Here is a 21,618-nt window from a genome sequence, read left to right as displayed (position 1 = left end):
AAGATCCCTTTTTATGGGAGATGTGCGGGCAGGGGAAGAGCGGGTTCGGGCGTCCACGGTGGCCTCGCGGCGGGGGGCGGCCGTGGCCGTCTGGTATCTGCGTGCCGTCACGTTCGTGAACTTCCTCAGTGCCGTGTGGGTCTCCCTCGGCCAGGACCTGCGACGCCACAACACGGAGAACTTCTTCACCCCGTACCTGCTCACCGCGGGCTTCGCCTCCGGCGTCTTCACGATGTTCCTGGCGATCACCATGCGGCGCCGGAAGCGGGCCGCCTGGATCCTCAACCTCGTACTCAGCGGCCTCTTCCTGCTGCTCTTCGCCTTCGCGATGGGCTTCGCGGAGATCAGGCAGTACGCGCAGAACTGGATCTCGCTCGGCCTCACCGCGCTCTTCGTGGCCGCGCTCCTCATGGGGCGCCGCGAGTTCTACGCGAAGGGCGACCGCTCGAACCCCAAGCTCGCGGCGGCCGTGGCGGTCGGCGGGCTGCTGGTGACGTCGCTGCTCGCCGCGTTCCTGGTGACCGTCACCAACCACGCCCACGACGAGTACCGCTCGACGTTCCTCGACCGCTGGCGCTACGGCACGATGCGGCTCGTGTCGCTGGCCGCCGACGACTCCCGGTTCGCCGGGATCGCCACGCCGGGCTGGGTCAACGTCAGCATCAACGTCCTGAGCACGGTGCTGCTCTGCGCCGTCCTGTACGCCGCGTTCCGCTCCCGCAGGGCCGTCGACCCGCTGTCGGAGGACGACGAGGCACGACTGCGCGCGCTGCTCGACCGGCACGGCGAGCGCGACTCGCTCGGGTACTTCGCGCTGCGCCGCGAGAAGAGCGTGGTGTGGTCGCCGACGGGCAAGGCTGCGGTCGCGTACCGGGTCGTCAGCGGGGTGTCGCTCGCCTCCGGTGATCCCATCGGCGACCCGGAGGCCTGGCCCGGCGCCATCGAGCCGTGGCTCGCCGAGGCCCGCGAACACGGCTGGACCCCCGCCGTGATGGGCGCGAGCGAGGAGGCCGGCACCATCTACGCCCGGCACGGACTCGACGCCCTGGAACTCGGTGATGAAGCGATCGTCGAGATCGCCGACTTCACCCTGGAGGGCCGGGCCATGCGGACCGTCCGGCAGGCCTACAACCGGGTGAAACGCGCCGGGTACGAGGTCCGCATCCGCCGCCACCACGACATCCCCGCCGACGAGATGGCGTACCTCCTGGAGCGTGCCGACGACTGGCGCGACGGCGCCACCGAGCGCGGCTTCTCCATGGCGCTCGGCCGGCTCGGCGACCCCGCGGACGGGGAGTGCGTGATGCTGGAGTGCTGGTCCAGCCGCGCGGGGGAAGGTGCGGGCGAACTGCGGGCGGTGCTCTCCTTCGTGCCGTGGGGGCCGGGCGGCCTTTCACTCGACCTGATGCGGCGCGACCGCGACGCCGAGAACGGCCTGATGGAGTTCATGGTCATCGAGCTGCTCCAGCGCGCCGCAGAGATCCAGATCACGCAGGTGTCACTGAACTTCGCGATGTTCAGGTCGGTCTTCGAACGTGGCTCACGGCTCGGCGCGGGCCCGGTGCTCCGGCTGTGGCGCTCGCTGCTCAGCTTCTTCTCCCGGTGGTGGCAGATCGAGTCGCTGTACCGCGCCAACGCCAAGTACCGGCCCATCTGGGAACCCCGCTTCCTCCTCTTCGAGAAGAGCGGCGACCTGCTGCGCATCGGCATCGCCGCCGCCCGCGCCGAAGGCTTCCTCGAAGCACCCGGCCTGCCGAAATGGCTGCACCGCACACATCTGGAGTCCCGACGATGAGCACCCTGTCCCGGCCGGCCCGTGCCGAGTGGGGGCTCCTGTACCGCACCGTGCGCGACGGGCTCGCCGCCCGGCGCTGGCGCGCGATCCCGATGACGCTGGCGGCCGTCTGCCTGACGGCGGTGTTCCAGTACGTGCAGAACCAGTCCTGGGGCTATCAGTTCATCCAGAACATCGGCTGCGTACGGGCCGAGGACCCGCTGTGGCTCGCCCTGCTGCGCACCCCGCTGTCGCTCTTCGTACCCGCGCTCGACCTGCCGGTGTGGGGCGCGCTCGCGCAGATCCTGCTGGTCTTCGGCATCGCGGAGATCTGCCTGGGCTGGTGGCGCACGCTCGTCATCGGGTACGTGGCGACGCTGGCGGGCACGATGTACGCGCGCGTGGGCATCGCGTTGGGCTACGACAACTGGTTCGGACTGCCCGCGTCGGACGCGCGGGTCGTCGACACCGGCCCCTCGGCGGCGGTCGTCGGGCTCGCGGTGTTCGTGTGCTGGCGCTACCGGGCGTACTTCACGGCGGCGCTGGTGGTCGTGCTGATGGTGGTCGAGGTGCTGTTCAAGAACAACCTCGCGGGCAAGGAGCACCTGGCGGCCATCGCGGCGGTGCTCGTGCTGTGCCTGGTGTCCGAGGTACGTCACCGGGGGCGCGGCGGAAGTTCCGGTTCCGGCCGCTCGGGCGCCACCGGGTCCGGTTTGCCGCCGATCAGGTCCTGAAACCAGCGCCGCGGCCCCGTCCAGCGGCGGTCGTGGCGGAACGCGCGCAGGCCGGCGCGGGCCCGCGCGCGGGGGCGGTTGCGGTAGAACCGCCGCGCCCACGCCGAGCCGGGCCGGGCCAGCCGGATCGCGCCGACCAGCGCGACGAACGGGACGACCATGCCGATCAGGGCCGTGCGCAGCTTGCCCTTGGCCAGCGCGATCACGGCGAAGCCGCAGTTCAGGGTGATGTTCAGGGCGAACGCGACACGGTCGTGGCGCTCGTCCGCGGAGAGCTCGTTCACGCCGAGCGGGCTGAAGCCGGTGAGGATCAGGACGACCAGGGCCGTCGTGAGGATCACGACCTCCACGCTCTTGCGGCCCTGCTCGCTCCAGTAGACGTCGTCCAGGTGCAGGATCAGGGCGAACTCGTCCAGGACCAGGCCCGCGCCCAGGCCGAAGATGACGGCCGCGCACATCGACCCGACGCTGTGCCGTCCCGCGGCGACCGCCCAGAAGCCGCCGACCAGCGTCAGGAAGATGCCCGGCACGACATGGTGGACGTGGACGTCGCCCGTACTGATGTTGCGGAACGGGCCCTTTCCGGCGCGGATGAGGCGCGTGATGGTCCTGGTGACCAGGAAGGACCCGACGAAGGCGACCAGCGCGAGCAGCAGGGGCAGCTTCCCCGGCTCCACGATGTTCCGGTACCACCAGTCGCTCATGGGGCCATCTTCCGTTTCGCCGCAGGCTTTCGCAGGGTGGACCACGCCCGCGCCCCGGCCCCCGGGTAACCTCACCGGATGCCCAGACCCACCCCCGCCGACGGCCTCCGGTTCGCCTTCGGGACACTGACCGTGGTCCCGGTCCGGGTCCGGAGGTGGGACCGGGAGGCCGCCCGCGCGGGCATGCTGTGCGCCCCGCTCGCGGGGCTCGCCGTAGGACTGGCCGCCGCCGCGGCGGGCTCGGCCCTCCTGGCCCTCGGTGCGAGCCCCCTCGTGGCCGCCGTCGCCGCCGTCGCCCTGCCGGCCGCGGGCACCCGCGGCCTCCACCTGGACGGCCTCGCCGACATCGCCGACGGCCTCGGCAGCGGCAAGGACGCCGAGGGCGCCCTGCGCGTCATGAAGCAGTCCGACATCGGCCCGTTCGGCGTCATCACCCTCGTACTCGTGCTGTTCGCCCAGGTGGCGGCCCTCGCCGAGCTGTACGACGAGAGCTGGACGCACGGCGCCACCGCCACCCTGCTCGCCGCCACCACGGCCCGCCTCGCCCTCACCCTCGCCGCCCGCACGGGCGTACCCGCGGCCCGCCCGGAAGGCCTGGGCGCCGCTGTCGCGGGCACGGTGCCGGGCCGGGGCGCGGCCGCCGTCCTCGTCGCCGTCACGGCCGCGGCGGCCGCGGCGGGCCTGCCCGGCGGAGCGCCCCGCATGGTCCAGCACGCCGCCGCCGTCCTGCTGGCCTGCGCCGCCGCCCAGCTCCTCCTGCGCCACTGCGTGCGCCGCTTCGGCGGCGTCACCGGCGACGTCTTCGGCGGTCTCGCCGAAACCGCCGCCACCACCGTCCTCCTTGTGCTCAGCCTCGGCCAACACTCACAGTGAGGCGCACCGCAACACTTACGGGCGTAGGCTCGCGACGGGCTTACCACCCCAAAGCCCGCCAAGAACTCAAGAAAACCTCCAAAGAAAGAGGGACTTCAGCACCGTGACTGCTCTGACTCTCAGCACCGCCGCCGCGCCCGGCCTGCGCGCCGACGCGATCGTCGTCGGTGTCGCGAAGGGCGCCAAGGGACCGGTCGTGGCCCTTGGCGCCGAGTCCGTGGACAAGGCGTACGACGGCAAGCTCGCTTCCGTCCTGGAGACCCTCGGCGCGTCGGGCGCCGAGGGCGAGGTGACGAAGCTGCCCGCGCCGTCCGGTTTCAAGGCGCCCGTCGTCCTGGCAGTCGGCCTCGGCGCGGTCCCGCAGAAGGACGCGGCGTACGACGCCGAGGTGCTGCGCCGCGCCGCCGGTGCCGCCGCCCGGGCCCTCGCGGGCACCAAGAAGGCGGGCTTCGCGCTGCCCGTCGAGGACGCCGGCCACGTGGGCGCGATCGCGGAGGGCGCGCTCCTCGGGGCGTACTCCTTCGACGCCTACAAGGGCAACGGCAACAGCGACACCAAGGCCGCCAAGACCGCCAAGGGCAAGGGCGGCAAGGCCGACAAGGACGAGAAGGGCGCCAAGGCGCCGCTCGCCGACGTCGCCCTGCTCGGCGCCAAGCCGCGCGACAAGGCCCACAAGGCCGCCGTCGAGCGCGCGATCGCCGTCTCCGAAGAGCTCAACCGCTGCCGCGACCTGGTCAACACGCCGCCGAACGACCTCAATCCGGAGGCCTTCGCGGCGGTGGCCAGCGCCGCCGCCAAGGAGCACGGCGTCAAGGTCCAGGTCCTGGACGAGAAGGCGCTCGCCAAGGGCGGCTTCGGCGGCATCGTCGGCGTGGGTGTGGGCTCCGACGCCCCGCCGCGGCTGGTGAAGCTGTCGTACACGTCGTCGAAGGCGAAGAAGCACCTGGCCTTCGTCGGCAAGGGCATCACGTACGACTCGGGCGGCATCTCGCTGAAGCCCGCCGGTCACAACGAGACCATGAAGTGCGACATGAGCGGCGCCGCCGCCGTGTTCGCGGCCGTGATCTCCGCCGCCCGGCTCGGCCTCGAGGTCAACGTCACCGGCTGGCTCGCGCTCGCCGAGAACATGCCGTCCGGCTCCGCCACCCGCCCCGGCGACGTCCTGCGGATGTACAGCGGCAAGACGGTGGAGGTCCTGAACACCGACGCCGAGGGCCGCCTGGTGCTCGCCGACGCGATCACCAAGGCCTCCGAGGACAAGCCCGACGCGATCGTCGACGTGGCCACCCTGACCGGCGCCATGATGATGGCCCTGGGCGGCCGCACCTTCGGCATCATGGCCAACGACGACGCCTTCCGCACCTCGGTCCACGAGATCGCGGAGGAGGTCGGCGAGCCGTCCTGGCCGATGCCGATGCCGGAGCACCTGCGCAAGGGCATGGACTCCCCCACCGCCGACATCGCCAACATGGGTGAGCGCATGGGCGGCGGCCTGGTCGCGGGCCTGTTCCTGAAGGAGTTCGTGGGCGAGGGCATCACCTGGGCCCACCTGGACATCGCGGGCCCCGCCTACAACGATTCCGCCCCCTTCGGCTACACCCCCAAGGGCGGCACCGGTTCCGCGGTGCGCACCCTCGTGCGGCTCGCCGAGCGCACGGCCGCGGGCGACCTCGGCTGACCAGCACGCCGCGTGTACGGCCCCGGGAGGCCCTCGTCCCCGGGGCCGTACGCGTGGACCCACTCATCGACGTACGAAGATTTCGCTGTCAATGAAATCCGTACGTTCGTACGTGGCCCTGACCCCCCGGTACGGGCGATCAACCGCCCCACAGCCCGGCCCGGCGTCCCGCCTGTCGCCGACAAGTGCGAAGATGGGTTCTCGGCAGGACAGGGCCCCCACCAAAGGGCCGAAGAAGAGCGGCCGAATACCAGCCGACCGACCGGTCGTCCCCGGTAAGAGGGGTCCGGCGCACGGCGCACATGCATGGAGGACGTGACGTGGCGAACGACGCCAGCACCGTTTTCGACCTAGTGATCCTCGGCGGTGGTAGCGGCGGTTACGCCGCGGCCCTGCGCGCCTCGCAGCTGGGTCTCGACGTCGCACTGATCGAGAAGAACAAGCTCGGCGGCACCTGCCTGCACAACGGCTGCATCCCCACGAAGGCCCTGCTGCACGCCGGCGAGATCGCCGACCAGGCGCGCGAGGCCGACCAGTTCGGCGTCATGGCCACCTTCGAGGGCATCGACATCAAGGGCGTCCACAAGTACAAGGACGACGTGATCGCCGGCCTGTACAAGGGCCTGCAGGGCCTGGTCGCCTCCCGCAAGGTCACCTACATCGAGGGCGAGGGCCGCCTGTCGTCCCCGACCTCCGTGGACGTGAACGGGCAGCGCGTCCAGGGCCGCCACATCCTCCTCGCGACCGGCTCCGTGCCGAAGTCGCTCCCGGGCCTGGAGATCGACGGCAACCGCATCATCTCCTCCGACCACGCGCTGGTCCTGGACCGCGTGCCCGAGTCGGCGATCATCCTCGGCGGCGGCGTCATCGGCGTCGAGTTCGCCTCCGCCTGGAAGTCCTTCGGGACCGACGTGACGGTCATCGAGGGCCTGAAGCACCTCGTGCCGGTCGAGGACGAGAACAGCTCCAAGCTTCTCGAGCGCGCCTTCCGCAAGCGCGGCATCAAGTTCAACCTCGGCACCTTCTTCGACAAGGCCGAGTACACCGAGAACGGCGTGCGCGTCACCCTCGCCGACGGCAAGACCTTCGAGGCCGAGGTGCTGCTCGTCGCCATCGGCCGCGGCCCGGTCTCCGGGGGCCTCGGGTACGAGGAGCAGGGCGTCGCCATGGACCGCGGCTACGTCCTGGTCGACGAGTACATGCAGACCAATGTGCCGACGATCTCGGCCGTCGGTGACCTGGTTCCGACGCTCCAGCTCGCGCACGTCGGCTTCGCCGAGGGCATCCTGGTGGCGGAGCGTCTGGCCGGTCTCAAGACCGTCCCGATCGACTACGACGGCGTGCCCCGGGTGACGTACTGCCACCCCGAGGTCGCCTCCGTGGGCATCACCGAGGCCAAGGCCAAGGAGATCTACGGCGCGGACAAGGTCGTCGCTCTGAAGTACAACCTCGCGGGCAACGGCAAGAGCAAGATCCTCAAGACCGCGGGCGAGATCAAGCTCGTCCAGGTCAAGGACGGTGCCGTGGTCGGCGTCCACATGGTCGGCGACCGCATGGGTGAGCAGGTGGGCGAGGCCCAGCTGGTCTACAACTGGGAAGCGCTGCCCGCCGAGGTGGCCCAGCTCATCCACGCCCACCCGACGCAGAACGAGGCGCTCGGCGAGGCCCACCTCGCCCTCGCCGGCAAGCCGCTGCACTCCCACGACTGAGCCTTCAGTCACACGGGCGCGACGACCACATACGTACGTAGTTAAGGAGCAACAGAAACCATGTCGGTTTCCGTAACCCTTCCGGCGCTCGGCGAGAGCGTCACTGAAGGCACTGTCACCCGCTGGCTGAAGGCCGAGGGCGAGCGCGTCGAGGCCGACGAGCCGCTGCTCGAGGTCTCGACCGACAAGGTCGACACCGAGATCCCCTCCCCCGCCGCCGGCGTGCTCGCCTCCATCAAGGTCGCCGAGGACGAGACCGTCGAGGTCGGCGCCGAGCTGGCCGTCATCGACGACGGCTCCGGCGCGCCGGCCGCGGCTCCGGCCCCGGCTGCCGAGCCCGCCCCGGCCGCCGAGCCCGCCGCCGAGGCCCCGGCTCCGACCCAGGCCGCCCCCGCCGAGGCCCCCGCCGCAGCCCCCGCCGCTCCGGCCGGCGGCTCCGCCGAGGGCACCGAGGTCACCCTGCCCGCGCTCGGCGAGTCCGTCACCGAGGGCACCGTCACCCGCTGGCTGAAGGAGGTCGGCGAGTCCGTCGAGGCCGACGAGCCGCTGCTCGAGGTCTCCACGGACAAGGTCGACACCGAGATCCCGTCGCCCACCTCCGGCGTTCTCCTGGAGATCGTCGTCGGTGAGGACGAGACCGCCGAGGTCGGCGCCAAGCTCGCCGTCATCGGTGCGCCCGGTGCCGCCCCCGCCGAGGCCCCGGCTGCCGCCCCGGCCGCCCCCGCCGAGGCCCCGGCCGCGGCTCCGGCTCAGGCCCAGGCTGCCCCCGCGGCTCCGGCCGCTCCCGCTGCCCCCGCGGCTCCGGCCGCCCCGGCGCAGCCCGCGGCCCCGGCTGCGGCCCCGGCCGCTCCGGCCCAGCCCGCCGCCCCGGCCGCCCCCGCCGCCCCGGCCCCGGTCACCCCGGCCGACGACGGCGCGTACGTCACCCCGCTGGTGCGCAAGCTCGCCACGGAGAACGGCGTCGACCTGAGCTCGGTCAAGGGCTCCGGCGTCGGCGGCCGCATCCGCAAGCAGGACGTGCTCGCCGCCGCCGAGGCCGCGAAGGCCGCGGCTCCGGCCGCTGCCGCCGCCCCGGCCGCCGCCGCTCCCGCGGCCGCTTCGAAGGCTCCGGTCATCGAGGCGTCCCCGCTGCGCGGCCAGACGGTCAAGATGACCCGCATGCGCAAGGTCATCGGCGACAACATGATGAAGGCGCTGCACGGCCAGGCGCAGCTCTCCAGCGTGGTCGAGGTCGACATCACGAAGCTGATGAAGCTCCGTGCCCAGGCCAAGGACGCGTTCGCCGCCCGCGAGGGCGTCAAGCTGTCCCCGATGCCGTTCTTCGTCAAGGCGGCGGCGCAGGCGCTGAAGGCCCACCCGGTCGTCAACGCCCGCATCAACGAGGACGAAGGCACCATCACGTACTTCGACTCGGAGAACATCGGCATCGCCGTGGACTCCGAGAAGGGTCTGATGACGCCGGTCATCAAGGGCGCCGGCAACCTGAACCTGGCCGGTATCGCCAAGGCGACCGCCGACCTGGCCAACAAGGTCCGCACCAGCAAGATCAGCCCGGACGAGATGTCGGGCGCGACGTTCACCATCTCCAACACGGGCTCGCGCGGCGCGCTGTTCGACACGATCATCGTGCCGCCGAACCAGGTGGGCATCCTCGGCATCGGCGCCACCGTCAAGCGCCCGGTCGTCATCAACCACCCCGACCTCGGCGAGACCATCGCGGTGCGGGACATGACGTACCTGACGCTGTCCTACGACCACCGTCTGGTGGACGGCGCCGACGCCGCCCGCTATCTGACGACGGTCAAGGCGATCCTGGAGGCCGGCGAGTTCGAGGTCGAGCTCGGCCTGTAGCACCGCTCGTACGGCTGTAACACTCGTCTCATCAGCGAGTACGCCCCCGCCCGGAGGTTTCCGGGCGGGGGCGCGGCCGTATTGTCTAAAGGTCGCCGCCCTTCCTTGAGGAGCCCACATGACCGCCCCCGTCATTCACTCGCTGCGCGAACAGATTCGCGAGCACATCGTGGAAGGCATCGTGAGCGGGCGCTGGAAGCCGGGCGAGCGGATCGTGGAGCGCCGGATCGCCGTCGAGCTGGAGGTCAGCCAGACGCCCGTGCGGGAGGCGCTGCGGGAGCTGGAGTCGCTGCGGCTGATCGAGTCCGCGCCCAACAAGGGCGTCCGGGTACGGAACTTGACCGCCGCCGACCTGGAGGAGAGCTATCCCGTCCGGGCCGGTCTGGAGGCCATCGCCGCCGAGCTGGCGGCCGACCGGCTCGCCGAGGACTGCTCGGCCCTCGAATCCCATGTGGCGGCGCTGTACGAGGCCGACCGGGCCTCCGACGGCACCGGCCAGGTGCGGCACACCGTCGCCTTCCACCGGGAACTGGTGCGGGCCGCGCACAACTCCGTGCTCCTGCACACCTGGGAGGGGCTCGGCATCGAGGTCTTCACCGCGCTGTCCATCCGCTGGCTGGGCACCGTGCAGCAGTCGTACGCGGAGGAGCACGAGGAGCTCGTCTCGGCGTTCCGTCGACGGGACCCCGCGATCGCGGAGCTGGTGAAGGCCCACGTGCTCGGCTGCGCGCCGCGCGCGTGACCCTTCCCGGGGGCGGCGCTCATTCTCCGGTCACTGTGCTCATACGTCGCCCCACCTGCGTAAACCCTTCAAAACGAAGGCACTGCGTGCCCCTCGGCGCGGCACTCTGTGCCCACTTTTGTCGATCTGGGGAAGTTTTCCCTTCAAGGCTTTGATCGATCATCGATCGCGGGCTTACAGTCGATGGCGGCCCTGTGGCGGAGCCACACACATGATTCCGCCCGGAGCCCACCGCCCTGTCCTGCCAAAGACCAAGGGCACCCCCGACCCTTTCCGTTAAGGGACCCCCGCCCGACCAGGCATGGGCACCCCCTCCGACTCAGGAAGGCGGCGTAATGACCGACCCCTCCCGCATCCAGCCGAGCGAGCTCGACCAGCTCCCGGACCGCGACCCGGAGGAGACCGCCGAATGGCAGGCCTCCCTGGACGCCGTGACCAAGGCGGCCGGGCCGCACCGTGCCGCGTACCTGATGCGCCGCACGCTGGAGCGCGCCGAGGGCGCGGGCCTGGCGCTGCCCAAGCTTCTTGAGACGGACTACGTCAACACCATCCCCACCGCCACCGAGCCCGTCATCGACGGCGACGAGGCGATGGAGTCCCGGATCACCGCGTGGAACCGCTGGAACGCGGCCGCGATGGTCACCCGCGGCGCCAAGCACGGCGTCGGCGGCCACATCGCCACCTTCGCCTCCGCGGCCTGGCTGTACGAGACCGGCTTCAACCACTTCTTCCACGGCAAGGAGGGGGACGGCTCCGGCGACCAGCTGTACATCCAGGGCCACGCCTCCCCCGGCATCTACGCCCGCGCCTTCCTCGACGGGCGGCTGAACGAGACTCAGCTCGACAACTTCCGGCAGGAGGCGGGCGGCAACGGCCTGCCGTCCTACCCGCACCCGCGCCGCCTGCCGTGGCTGTGGGAGTTCCCGACCGTCTCCATGGGCCTCGGCCCGCTGTCGGCGATCTACCAGGCCCGCTTCAACCGCTATCTGACCAACCGCGGCATCAAGGACGTCTCGTCCTCGCACGTGTGGGCGTTCCTCGGCGACGGCGAGATGGACGAGCCGGAGTCGACGGCGGCCCTCGCACTGGCGGCGCGTGAGGAGCTCGACAACCTCACCTTCGTCATCAACTGCAACCTGCAGCGCCTCGACGGCCCGGTGCGCGCCAACTTCAAGATCGTGCAGGAGCTGGAGGCCCAGTTCCGCGGCGCCGGCTGGAACGTCGTGAAGTCGCTGTGGGGCAACGCCTGGGACGAGCTGTTCGCGCTCGACACCACCGGTGCGCTGGTCCGCCGCCTGCGCGAGGTCCCGGACGCGCAGGTGCAGACGTACCAGACGCGTGACGCCGCGTACATCCGCGAGGACTTCTTCGGGTCCGACCCGGCGCTCGTCGAGATGGCGAAGCTGCTGAGCGACGACAAGATCCTCGAGTGCTTCCACCTCTCCCGCGGTGGCCACGAGCCGCGCAAGGTGTACGCCGCGTACAAGGCCGCCCTGTCGCACAAGGGCGCGCCGACCGTCATCCTGGCGCAGACCGTCAAGGGCTTCACCCTCGGTGAGGGCTTCGCGTCCAAGAACGCGAACCACCAGATGAAGAAGCTGACGACGGACGAGTTCAAGAACATGCGGGACCTTCTTGAACTGCCGATCAGTGACAGTCAGTTCGTGGACGGGGTCGTGCCCTACGGCCACCCCGGCGCCGACTCCCCCGAGGTCCGCTACCTCCAGGAGCGCCGCGCGGCCCTCGGCGGCCCGGCCCCGGCCCGCCGCACGCACGCCCTCGCGCCGCTGCCCGCCGCGGCCGACAAGGCCTTCGCCGCCTTCGACAAGGGCTCCGGCTCCCAGTCGGTGGCGACGACCATGGCGCTCGTACGGCTGGTCAAGGATCTCGTACGCGACAAGGAGACCGGCAAGCGCTGGGTCCCGATCGTCCCGGACGAGGCCCGCACCTTCGGCATGGAGTCGCTGTTCCCGTCCCTCGGCATCTACTCGCCGAAGGGCCAGACGTACGAGCCGGTCGACCGCGACCAGCTCATGTACTACAAGGAAGCCAAGAACGGCCAGATCCTCAACGAGGGCATCACCGAGGCCGGTTCGATGGCGGACTTCATCGCCGCTTCGTCGTCGTACGCGACGCACGGCGAGGCGATGATCCCCTTCTACATCTTCTACTCGATGTTCGGCTGGCAGCGGACCGCCGACCAGATGTGGCAGCTCGGCGACCAGCTCGGCCGCGGCTTCCTCATCGGCGCCACCGCCGGTCGTACGACGCTGACGGGTGAGGGTCTGCAGCACGCCGACGGCCACTCGCCGGTGATCGCCGCGACGAACCCGGCCGCTCTTTCGTACGACCCCGCGTTCGCGTACGAGATCGCGGCGATCGTCAAGGAGGGTCTGCGCCGGATGTACGGCGAGGCCGCGCCGGGCGAGGACCAGGACGTCTTCTACTACCTGACCGTCTACAACGAGCCGATGCCGCAGCCCGCGAAGCCCGCGGGTGTGGACGAGGGCATCGTGAAGGGTCTGTACCGCTTCAACACGGCCGAGACGGCGGGTCTTTCGCCCGCCGCCAACGCCGCGCGGATCCAGCTCCTCGGCTCCGGTACGGCCATCCACTGGGTCCTCAAGGCCCAGCGGATGCTCGCCGAGGAGTGGGGTGTGGCCGCCGACGTGTGGTCCGCGACCTCCTGGACCGAGCTGCGGCGCGACGCCCTGGAGGCGGACGCGGCGCTGTTGCGCGGCGAGGAGCGGGTGCCGTACGTGCGGCAGGCGCTCCAGGGCGCCGAGGGTCCCGTCCTCGCGGTCTCCGACTACATGCGGCAGGTGCCGGACCAGATCGCCCAGTGGGTCGAGCAGGACTACTCCTCGCTCGGCGCGGACGGGTTCGGCCTCTCCGACACGCGTGACGCGGCGCGCCGCCACTTCGGTGTCGACGCGGAGTCCGTCGTCGTCGCGGCGTTGGCTCGGCTCGCCGCGCAGGGGGTCGTGCCTGCGGCCGCGGTGAAGGAGGCTCGGGCCAAGTACGGCCTGTAAGCCTCCGGCTCGGTACGGGGGTAAGCCTCCGGCTCGGTACGCAGTGTGGGGCCCCGTCGCTGTGACGGGGCCCCACGCCTGTGTTGCCGTGCGGCAGCCCTCCCCCGCCGCTCCGCGGCGGGTTTTCCCACCCGCCCGCCCGTGACCGTCGGCCCCGGGGTGCTCCCCTGGGCTGCGCCCTTGCCCCGCCTCGCCTCCGCCTGTGGGCAGCTGGGCCGCCCAGGGGGCGGCACGGGTGGGCACAGGCGGCCACCCCGGCGCCGGGCAACCCACCCGCCCCTGCCCCAGCCCCGGTGCCGGGCGCGCGGCATCATGGGGGCATGCGCGCTGCCCGGCTCATCAAGATGGTGCTTCTGCTTCAGGCGCGGGCCTCCATGACCGCGGCCGAGCTCGCGGAGGAGCTCGAGGTCTCGGAGCGCACCATCACGCGGGACGCCCAGGCCCTCTCGGAGGCGGGCGTGCCGGTGTACGCCGACCGCGGGCGGACGGGTGGCTACCGGCTCATCGGGGGATACCGGACCCGTCTGACGGGGCTGGCCCGCAGCGAGGCGGAGGCACTGTTCCTGTCCGGAGTACCGGGCGCCCTGCGCGAGATGGGCCTGGAGGACGCCGCGTCCGCCGCCCGCCTGAAGGTGTCCGCCGCCCTGCTCCCGTCCCTGCGCGACGCCTCCCAGAACGCCGCCCAGCGCTTCCACCTGGACGCCCCGGGCTGGTTCAAGGAGGCCCCGGCCCCGGCCCTGCTGCCCGCCGTCGCGGACGCCGTGTGGGACGACCGCCGTCTCGTCGCCCGCTACCGGCGCCAGGACTCCGAGGTCGACCGCGAACTGGAGCCCTACGGCCTCGTCCTGAAGGCCGGCGTCTGGTACCTGTGCGCCCGCGTCCCGGAATCCGGCTCCTACCGCGTCTACCGCATCGACCGCTTCACCTCCGTCGAACCCGCCGCCGACGAGCACTTCGTGCGCGACGAGGAGTTCGACCTGCCCGCCTTCTGGGAGGAGCGCGCCGCCCAGTTCGCCCGCGCCATCCTGCGCGAGAAGGCCGTCCTCCGCCTGTCCCCGGACGGCGCCCGGCAACTCCCCTACGTCACCGACCGCGCCGCCGCCCGCGAGGTCCTCGCCGACGCCGAACCCGACGACCAGGGCCGGGTCACCGTCACCCTGCCCGTCGAGTCCAGCGTGGTCGCGTACTCCCAACTCCTCATGCTGGGCCCGGAGGTCGAGGTCCTGGAGCCCCCGGAGCTGCGCGACCGCCTCGCCGCGACGGCCGCCCGGATGGCCGCGCTCTACCGGTGACCCCGGGGGCCGCCGGGGCCCGACGCTCTAGCCGGGCCCCGCCGCTCTACCGGTAGCCCGTCACGTCCGCCGGCTTGCCCTCGTGCTCCACCTCCGTGATGTACCTCCAGGCGTCCGGCGCCGAGCCGTCCACGTCCGTGAAGCCGTACTCCTGCGCGAGGCCGCCGCTGGACAGGGACGCGCCGTTCCACCGCGCCACCTCGGGGTCCGTGGCCAGCGCGACCAGCGCCCGGCCCACGAACGTCGGCGTCTCGGAGATCGCGAAGTGCGGGTCCTGCTCGCAGCCGGCCATCCAGTTCTCCTCGGTGACCTTGAAGTACGTGTCGAGCATGGCCTCCGAGCGCAGCCAGCCCGGCGTCAGACACAGCGCCGTGCAGCCGTACTCCTTCAGCTCCTCCGCGAGCGCGCGGGCCATCCGCAGCGGGGCCGCCTTCGCCAGGTCGTAGTAGAACGGCTTGCGGTAGCGGCGGTTGAACTCTTCGGTGCCGTCGGTCACTTCGACCACCAGGCCGCCGGGGTTTTTGATCAGCAGCGGCAGCGCGAACCGGCTGGTGACAATGTGGCTCTCCATGCCCAGGCGGATGATCCGCAGGCCCTTGTCCAGGTCGTGCTCCCACATCTTCTTGTCCCACTCGACATGGACGTCACCTCCCCAGATGTCGTTGACGAGGATGTCGAGGCGGCCCTGCTCCGCCTCGATCCGCTCGACGAGCGCGCGCACCTGCTCGGGGTCCAGGTGGTCGGTCGGCACCGCGATCCCCGTGCCGCCCGTGCCCGCCTCGGCGCCTGCGGCATCGACGAGTTCCGCCGTGCCCTCGATCGTCTCCTTGGTCCGGCCCACCTCGCTCGTGTGCTCCCGGGTCGTCCGCCCCGTCACATAGACGGTCGCCCCGGCGCGGCCCAGCTCCACCGCCATGGCCCGCCCGGCCCCGCGCGTGGCCCCGGCCACCAGCGCGATCTTCCGTGTGTTCTCCGTGTCCGGCCCCTGCTTCTTCTCCATGCGTGGAGCCTCGCAGCGAAAGCCGACACCTTCTGTCGGTCTTTCCACGGGCATGTGCACGCATAACGACACAGCCGCATTCCGGCGCACTCCGCGTGCGCCCCCACCCCCCAGGACGGATGCTTGACCCGTGATGGACGAGACGGAGTTCTGGGAGATCGTGGACAGCACCCGCGAGGCCGCCGAGGGCGACCCCGAGGACCAGGCCGAGCTGGTCGTCGACAGACTGCTGGAGTACGACCCGGACTCCGTCCTGGACTTCGCGCGGCACTTCGAGGCCCGCTACAACCGCGCCTACCGCTGGGACCTGTGGGGCGCCGCCTGGATCCTGCTCGACGGGGCGAGCGACGACGCCTTCGACTACTTCCGGTGCTGGCTGATCGGGCAGGGCCGGGAGGTCTTCGAAGGCGCCGTGCACGACGCGGACTCGCTGGCCGACCTCCTCGACGACTTCGACGACGAGATCGACGGCGACGGCGAAGAGCTGGGCTACGCGGCCGACGAGGCCTACGAGCGGATGACCGGAACCGTCGCCCCCGACCTCGGCATCGCCCCGGCACCGCCCGAGCCGGAGGGCACCTCCCTCGACTTCGAGGACGACCGCGTCCTCGCGGAGCGCTACCCCAAGCTGTGGGAACGGTTCGCGGCGCGCTGACCCTCCTCTCACATTTCAATGTACGCCCTCGTGGCACGTTTTGCCATACCGTCAATTCATGAATTCCTGTGTGTTCGCGCGTAGGCTTCGAACGTGAGCACCCAACCGTCGCAGCCCACGCGAGCGCCGCAGTCTGCCCGCCCCTCGCTGACCGAGCGCCGCAAGGCGGCCACGCAGCTCGACATCGCCCGCGCCGCCGCCGAACTCTTCGCCGAGCACGGCCCGGACGGCACCACGGCCGAGGAGATCGCGCACCGGGCCGGCGTGGCGCTGCGCACCTTCTACCGCTACTTCCGCAACAAGCAGGACGCCGTCGCCCCGCTCCTGGCCGGGGGCGCCGCCGCGTGGCGGGCGCGGCTCGCGGACCTGGACACCGCGGTGCCCACCGCTCTCGAGCGGTCCATCGCCGAGGCCCTCACACCGGCGGACACGCGGGCCGACGAAGCCCTGGAGTGGACCCGCGGCCTGCTGCGCGCCGCGCAGGACGACCCGGCCCTGCGTGCCGTCTGGTACCGGGTGAACCAGGAGTCCGAGGAGCAGCTGGTCCCGATACTCGCTCACCTCGCGGGCGACGGCGCGGACGAGCTCGAGGTGCGCCTCGCCGCCGCGGCCGCGACCGACGCGATCCGCATCGCCCTGGAGACCTGGGCCGCCACGGACGACCCGCCGAGCGGCCCGCGCTCCCCCGCCGAGCTGGCGGTCCGCTGCCTGCGCGAACTGACCGGCGGGCTCAGGCTGCTGGCGAGCTGAGACCGTCCGGCGCCGCCGGGTCCGCGGGGTCCGCCGGGCCTGCCCCATCCTCCGGGTCCGCCGCCCGCTCCTCCACCACGAACACCAGCAGCGCCACGTCGTCCCGTACCCCTCCGGAGAAGCGGACCAGGTCACTCCAGATCGCGTCCGTGAAGGCGGCCGGGTCGCTGCGCTCCTTCTCGAAGAAGGCGGGCAGCCGCTCCGCCAGCGGATAGAACTCTCCCGAGGCGTCCCTCGCCTCGGTCACCCCGTCGGTCACGGTCAGCAGCCAGTCGCCGGGCTCGAGCTCCACGACGACCGGTTCGGGCGGCGTCACCCCCGCGATGCCGAGGCCCAACGGGGCGCCGGGGGCGACCTCCAGTTCGGTGACCGTGCCGCCGCGCAGCAGCAGCGGCGGCGGGTGGCCGCACGAGACGAGGCGCAGTTCACGGCCCGTGTCGTCGACCTCCAGCAGGACGGCGGTGGCGAAGAGCTCGCCGGGCTCGCCCGGTGCTGTTCCTTCCGCTCCTTCCGCGCCCTCGGAGTCGATGACGAGGCGCCGCTGGAGTTCGGCCTCCGTGGAGTCGATGACCAGGCGCCGGTCGAGACGCGCGGCGACGCCTTCGAGGTCGCCCTGGTCCAGGACCGCCTCCCGGAAGGCGCCGAGCAGCGCCGCGACGGTCCCCACGGCCGCGAGCCCGTGCCCCTGCACGTCCCCCACCAGCGCCCGCACCCCGCAGGGCCCCCGGCGTACGTCGAAGAGGTCGCCGCCCACCAGCGTGCCGCGCTGCGCCGCCCGGTACAGGCCCGCGCAGCGCACCGGACCCACGCGTTCCGGCAGCGGCGGAAGGACCGCGAACTGGGCCGCCTCCGCGACCGTACGGACCGTGACGAGCTGGGCGTCGCGCCGGCTGCGCACCCAGGCGAAGAGCACGCTGAGCAGCGCCACGAAGCCGACGGTCGCCGTGTCGCTCTCCCCTGGGCGCCCCAGGTCGAAATTCGGCAGGGAGAGCATCAGCAGCACGATGCCGCCCAGGAGCGCCGTGGCGGCCGGACCGTAGGCGAGCGCGGCCAGCGGTGGCACGGCGGCGAGGAAGAAGCTGAGGTCGAGCGTCTTCGGGGTGAGCAGTTGGACGACGCACGTCACGACCAGGAGCACGGGCGCGGGCCAGCGCGCCCAGGGAGGTGTGGGCGCGCGGCGGGGCCAGCCGGCCTCCCCCACGTCCCGCCGCCTGGCCGCGGCCCTGATCATCGGTGCTCCTTCCCGGCGGACCGGAGAACGTGTCCACGCTCCTACGCGCGCGGGGCGGGCGCACGCCGGGCCGGTCCGTCGGGTGCGCGCCGGGCGGGCGCACGACCGGAGCGGCCGCACACGCGGCCCCGGTGTCACAAGGGGCGGCGTAGGAGGGTCACAGAGGGCGGCCCATGAGGACGTCGTCCACGTACTCACCGTCCAGGAGGAACTCGCCGGGCAGCACGCCCTCGGTCACGAACCCCTCCGACTCGTAGAGCGTGCGGGCCGCGGTGTTGTGCCCGAGCACCCGCAGCGTGATGCGGCGGGCGCCCTGCCGGCGTGCCTCCTCCACCACGGCCTGGAGCAGCCGCCGCCCCACGCCCTTGCCGCGCGCCTCGTCGGCGACGACGAAGCCGAGAATCTGGCGTACGTGGGCGTGCACGGCGAGCGGAGTGGGGAACCCGAGCCTGACGTAGCCGACGACATGTCCGTCCACCTCGGCGACCAAGTGGTCGCGGGGGCCGAACCGTTCGGAGAAGAACGACTCGTAGGGCGCCTGCGGACGCGGCTGCACGGAGTGCAGGGTGGACCAGTTGTCGCGGTCCATGCGGGCCAGCACGTCATCGTCGTCGGCCCGCGCGGTGCGTATGTACGTCTGCTGCATGAGCGCCACTGTACGGCGGACGTATGACAGCGGAACCGTCCTTTTCACGGCAGGATGGCCCCATGGAGCAGCCCGACCAGCCCGAGCGGCCCGCACAGTCCGAGGGGCCCGAGCAGCCCGACCAGCCCGAGCGGCCCGCACAGTCCGAGAGGCCCGCACAGTCCGAGAGGCCCGAGCGGCCCGAGCGCGCCGCCGAGCCCGCGAAGCAGCGCGTCGCCGTGGCAGGTTCCTCCGGCCTCATCGGCTCGGCGCTCCGGCGCTCGCTCGCCGCCGACGGACACGAGGTGGTACGTCTCGTGCGCCGGGCCCCGCGTGCGCGCGACGAGGTGCGCTGGGACCCCAAGGAGGGGCACGTGGACGCCGCCGGGCTCGCGGGCTGTGACGCCGTGGTGAACCTGGCGGGCGCCGGCATCGGGGACCGCCGCTGGACCGACGCGTACAAGCGCGAGCTGCGCGACAGCAGGGTGCTCGGCACCAGGACGCTCGCGGCCGCCGTGGCCGCCCTCGACGAGCCGCCGCGGGTGTTCCTGAACGCGAGCGCGATCGGCTACTACGGAGACACCGGTCAGCGCGCGGTGGACGAAACCGCCCCTCCCGGAGAGGGCTTCCTGCCCACCATGTGCGTGGAGTGGGAGCAGGCGGCGGCCGCGGCCCAGGACGCGGGCGTACGCACCGTGTTCACGCGCAGCGGTCTGGTCGTCGCGCGCGAGGGCGGCGCCTGGGGGCGGATGTTCCCGCTCTTCAAGGCGGGCCTCGGCGGGCGGCTCGGCGACGGGCGGCAGTACTGGAGCTTCATCGCGCTGCACGACGAGGTGGCCGCGATGCGGCATCTGCTCGCGCGGGACGAGTTGTCCGGAGCGTTCAACCTGACGGCACCGCAGCCGGTCACCAACCGCGAGGTGACGGCCACGATGGGCCGGGTGCTGCGGCGTCCGACGGTGTTCACCGCTCCCGCGCCGGTCCTGCGCGTCGCCCTCGGCGAGATGGCGGGCGACGTCCTGGGGAGTCAACGGGTGCTTCCCGCACGCCTTTCGGAGTCGGGGTTCACCTTCGCCCACCCCGGCATCGAGGACGCGATCCGGGCCGCGCTCAGGTGACGCAGGCGGCCGGACGCGTGGCGCTCCGCCCCGCCTGACGACCGTTCCCGATCGCTTCCGTCCACGTGTGCGACCGTCGTGCGACCATGCCCGGTGCATGCGCGACTCCCGCCGACCGTTTCGGCTCCTACCCTCAACCGGAACTCGGGGATTCCGGGGGCCTGTCGAGGGCATAAGGCTCCCCAGCAGCCGAGCGAGCCGCGCAACCTCCGGGAGGAGCACGTGCCAGAGCCTGCGCACCATGTGGATGTCGTCATCGTGGGGGCCGGGGTCGCGGGACTGTCGGCCGCCCATCGGCTGACCAGCGCCGGTGTAACGACCGTCGTCCTGGAAGCCGCCCCTTATGTCGGCGGCCGGATGTCGACCGAGAAGGTGGACGGATTCCGGCTCGACCGGATCGGGCAACTGCTGACCACGTCGTATCCGGAACTGCGCCACACCCCCGGACTCGACGCACTCGTCCTACGTCCCTTCGCACCGGGACTGCTGGTACACAGCGCCGGACGGCACCACCGCGCGGCCGAGCCGGCCGGCGGCAAGGGCACAGGGGGCGCAAGGGGCGCACTCACGGCGGCGCGCGCCCTCGCGAGCGCCCCCCGAGTGCCGCGGCCCTCGCGCGGGGCACCGGGTTCCCCGCCCCGCTCCCCGTCCAGGACCACGCCCCGGCCGTGCAGGCCGCCGTCCCGTACCGCTCCCCTGGGCGGCGCACTCGACCAGGCCCGCCTCGGCGCGGCGCTCGCCCGTATCGCGGCGACCCCCGTGCGGCGGCTCCTCGCGCGCCCCGAACTGCCCGCGGTGGCCGCCCTGTCGGCGCGCGGGCTGCCCGCGCGCACCATCGACGGGTTTCTGCGCCCGCTGCTCTCGGCGCTGCTGTGCGACCCGGACCTGACGACGTCGAGCCGGTGCGCCGACCTCGCCCTGCACGCCTTCGCGCGCGGCCGCCTGTGCCTGCCCGAGGGCGGCGCCGACGCCCTGCCCGAACTCCTCGCGGCCGCGCTGCCGCCAGGGACCGTACGCACCGGCGTACGCGTCACCTCGGTGGCCGCGAACCGCGTCAGCACCGCCGAGCACGGCGAGCTGTCCTGCGGCGGCGTGCTGCTCGCCACCGACGCCCGCGCCGCCGCCGAGCTGCTGCCCGGCCTGCGCGTGCCGTCCTTCCACCCGGTCACCGTGGTGCACCACGCGGCGCCGGAACCGCCGCTCGCCGAACCCGCGCTCCTGCTGGACGCCGACCGCCGGGGCCCGGTCGCCCACACGGCCGTCGTCAGCCACGTCGACCCCACGCGCGCGCCCGCGGGCCGCACCCTGGTCTCCTCGACCGTCCTCGGCCCGCCCCCGGACGACTTGGAGGACACCGTCCTCGCCCACCTCGCGGAGCTGTACGGCACTCCCACCGACCGCTGGGAACTGCTCGCCGTCCACCACACGCGCGAGGCGGTGCCCGCGATGCCGCCGCCGCACGATCTGCGCCGTCCCGTACGACTGTTGGCGGGTCTCTACGTGTGCGGGGACCACCGGGACACCAGCACGGTGCAGGGCGCGCTGCACTCCGGGCGCCGGGCGGCGCAGGCCGCGCTGGCCGACCTGGGGGTCGAACCGGCCTGCACGGAAGAGGTGTTGCCCGCCGCCGCGTGAGGCCATCCGGCCTCGGCCACAGCACACCACCGCCCACCCCGCACAGCGCTCCGACCTTTCATCTACACGGGCCAGCTCCCCCAGAGCCCCCGCGCCCCCCACGCGGGGGCTCCTCCCGTCCCGTGGTCCCGCCGCACAGCCTTGTCACCGCCTCAGGACAGCACTACGGTCCCACCGGACCCGGCCACCGGGTCACCGAGCCGCGGGAGGACTGA

Annotated in this window: 17 protein-coding genes; 13 read left to right on the top strand and 4 right to left on the bottom strand. The window is 72.3% G+C overall.

Translation table 11 applies throughout. The annotated features are described in order from the left end of the window. Positions 1–13 precede the first annotated feature (13 nt). Complete coding sequence (locus tag AC0KTA_RS27880) at positions 14–1,795, top strand: phosphatidylglycerol lysyltransferase domain-containing protein (protein ID WP_481050964.1); 1,782 nt, start codon at positions 14–16, stop codon at positions 1,793–1,795. Continuing rightward, positions 1,792–2,508: a hypothetical protein gene (locus tag AC0KTA_RS27875; RefSeq protein ID WP_481050963.1), complete on the top strand. Its 717-nt coding sequence runs from the start codon at positions 1,792–1,794 to the stop codon at positions 2,506–2,508. Before AC0KTA_RS27880 ends, AC0KTA_RS27875 begins: the two co-directional genes overlap by 4 nt. Here the strand turns inward: AC0KTA_RS27875 and AC0KTA_RS27870 are convergent. After that, a complete protein-coding gene (locus tag AC0KTA_RS27870) occupies positions 2,430–3,212 on the bottom strand; it encodes a hypothetical protein (RefSeq protein WP_481050962.1) in 783 nt (260 codons plus the stop codon). The two genes, AC0KTA_RS27875 and AC0KTA_RS27870, sit on opposite strands and share 79 nt — an antisense overlap. A gap of 78 nt (positions 3,213–3,290) precedes the next feature. Between AC0KTA_RS27870 and AC0KTA_RS27865 the strand changes: the two genes are divergently transcribed. The 7 genes from AC0KTA_RS27865 (at position 3,291) to AC0KTA_RS27835 (ending at position 14,389) form a co-directional block, all read left to right on the top strand. Then, positions 3,291–4,085: an adenosylcobinamide-GDP ribazoletransferase gene (locus AC0KTA_RS27865; RefSeq protein ID WP_481050961.1), complete on the top strand. Its 795-nt coding sequence runs from the start codon at positions 3,291–3,293 to the stop codon at positions 4,083–4,085. A 103-nt stretch (positions 4,086–4,188) separates the two neighbouring features. Next, entirely contained in the window at positions 4,189–5,763 is a 1,575-nt protein-coding gene (locus tag AC0KTA_RS27860; RefSeq protein WP_481050960.1) for a leucyl aminopeptidase, read from the top strand. Between the two features lie 320 nt (positions 5,764–6,083). Continuing rightward, positions 6,084–7,472 (top strand): dihydrolipoyl dehydrogenase, encoded by a 1,389-nt coding sequence (lpdA, locus tag AC0KTA_RS27855; protein ID WP_481050959.1) that lies wholly within the window; start codon positions 6,084–6,086, stop codon positions 7,470–7,472. A 60-nt stretch (positions 7,473–7,532) separates the two neighbouring features. After that, the gene (gene sucB / locus AC0KTA_RS27850; RefSeq protein WP_481050958.1) at positions 7,533–9,323 is read left to right on the top strand and encodes a 2-oxoglutarate dehydrogenase, E2 component, dihydrolipoamide succinyltransferase; all 1,791 of its coding nucleotides are present in this window, start codon (positions 7,533–7,535) and stop codon (positions 9,321–9,323) included. Positions 9,324–9,441: 118 nt separating this feature from the next. After that, the gene (locus AC0KTA_RS27845; protein ID WP_481050957.1) at positions 9,442–10,065 is read left to right on the top strand and encodes a GntR family transcriptional regulator; all 624 of its coding nucleotides are present in this window, start codon (positions 9,442–9,444) and stop codon (positions 10,063–10,065) included. Positions 10,066–10,400: 335 nt separating this feature from the next. After that, entirely contained in the window at positions 10,401–13,097 is a 2,697-nt protein-coding gene (gene aceE, locus AC0KTA_RS27840; protein ID WP_481050956.1) for a pyruvate dehydrogenase (acetyl-transferring), homodimeric type, read from the top strand. Between the two features lie 320 nt (positions 13,098–13,417). Beyond that, positions 13,418–14,389: a helix-turn-helix transcriptional regulator gene (locus AC0KTA_RS27835; protein WP_481050955.1), complete on the top strand. Its 972-nt coding sequence runs from the start codon at positions 13,418–13,420 to the stop codon at positions 14,387–14,389. Positions 14,390–14,435: 46 nt separating this feature from the next. On the opposite strand, the gene AC0KTA_RS27830 is transcribed toward AC0KTA_RS27835, so the two are convergent. Continuing rightward, positions 14,436–15,389: an SDR family oxidoreductase gene (locus tag AC0KTA_RS27830; RefSeq protein ID WP_481050954.1), complete on the bottom strand. Its 954-nt coding sequence runs from the start codon at positions 15,387–15,389 to the stop codon at positions 14,436–14,438. A gap of 133 nt (positions 15,390–15,522) precedes the next feature. Here AC0KTA_RS27830 and AC0KTA_RS27825 point away from each other — a divergent pair, with 133 nt between their 5' ends. Next, entirely contained in the window at positions 15,523–16,044 is a 522-nt protein-coding gene (locus AC0KTA_RS27825; RefSeq protein ID WP_481056585.1) for a DUF4240 domain-containing protein, read from the top strand. A gap of 93 nt (positions 16,045–16,137) precedes the next feature. Next, complete coding sequence (locus tag AC0KTA_RS27820) at positions 16,138–16,794, top strand: TetR/AcrR family transcriptional regulator (protein ID WP_481050953.1); 657 nt, start codon at positions 16,138–16,140, stop codon at positions 16,792–16,794. Here AC0KTA_RS27820 and AC0KTA_RS27815 read toward each other — a convergent pair. Then, positions 16,775–18,025 carry a PP2C family protein-serine/threonine phosphatase gene (locus tag AC0KTA_RS27815; protein ID WP_481050952.1) on the bottom strand — a complete coding sequence of 417 codons (1,251 nt, stop codon included), beginning with the start codon at positions 18,023–18,025 and terminating at the stop codon, positions 16,775–16,777. The two genes, AC0KTA_RS27820 and AC0KTA_RS27815, sit on opposite strands and share 20 nt — an antisense overlap. Before the next feature lie 157 nt (positions 18,026–18,182). Further along, on the bottom strand, positions 18,183–18,671 hold the full coding sequence (locus tag AC0KTA_RS27810) for an N-acetyltransferase family protein (protein ID WP_481050951.1): 489 nt from the start codon (positions 18,669–18,671) through the stop codon (positions 18,183–18,185). A 62-nt stretch (positions 18,672–18,733) separates the two neighbouring features. Here AC0KTA_RS27810 and AC0KTA_RS27805 point away from each other — a divergent pair, with 62 nt between their 5' ends. Together AC0KTA_RS27805 and AC0KTA_RS27800 are read left to right on the top strand one after the other, a co-directional pair. Further along, a complete protein-coding gene (locus AC0KTA_RS27805; RefSeq protein WP_481050950.1) occupies positions 18,734–19,768 on the top strand; it encodes a TIGR01777 family oxidoreductase in 1,035 nt (344 codons plus the stop codon). Between the two features lie 222 nt (positions 19,769–19,990). Then, the gene (locus tag AC0KTA_RS27800) at positions 19,991–21,403 is read left to right on the top strand and encodes an NAD(P)/FAD-dependent oxidoreductase (RefSeq protein ID WP_481050949.1); all 1,413 of its coding nucleotides are present in this window, start codon (positions 19,991–19,993) and stop codon (positions 21,401–21,403) included. The last annotated feature ends 215 nt before the right edge of the window (positions 21,404–21,618 follow it).

Source organism: Streptomyces sp. Y309, assembly GCF_056712025.1.
The sequence above is the reverse complement of the archived record's forward strand: the minus strand, read 5'-3'. Positions and strand labels throughout refer to the sequence as shown.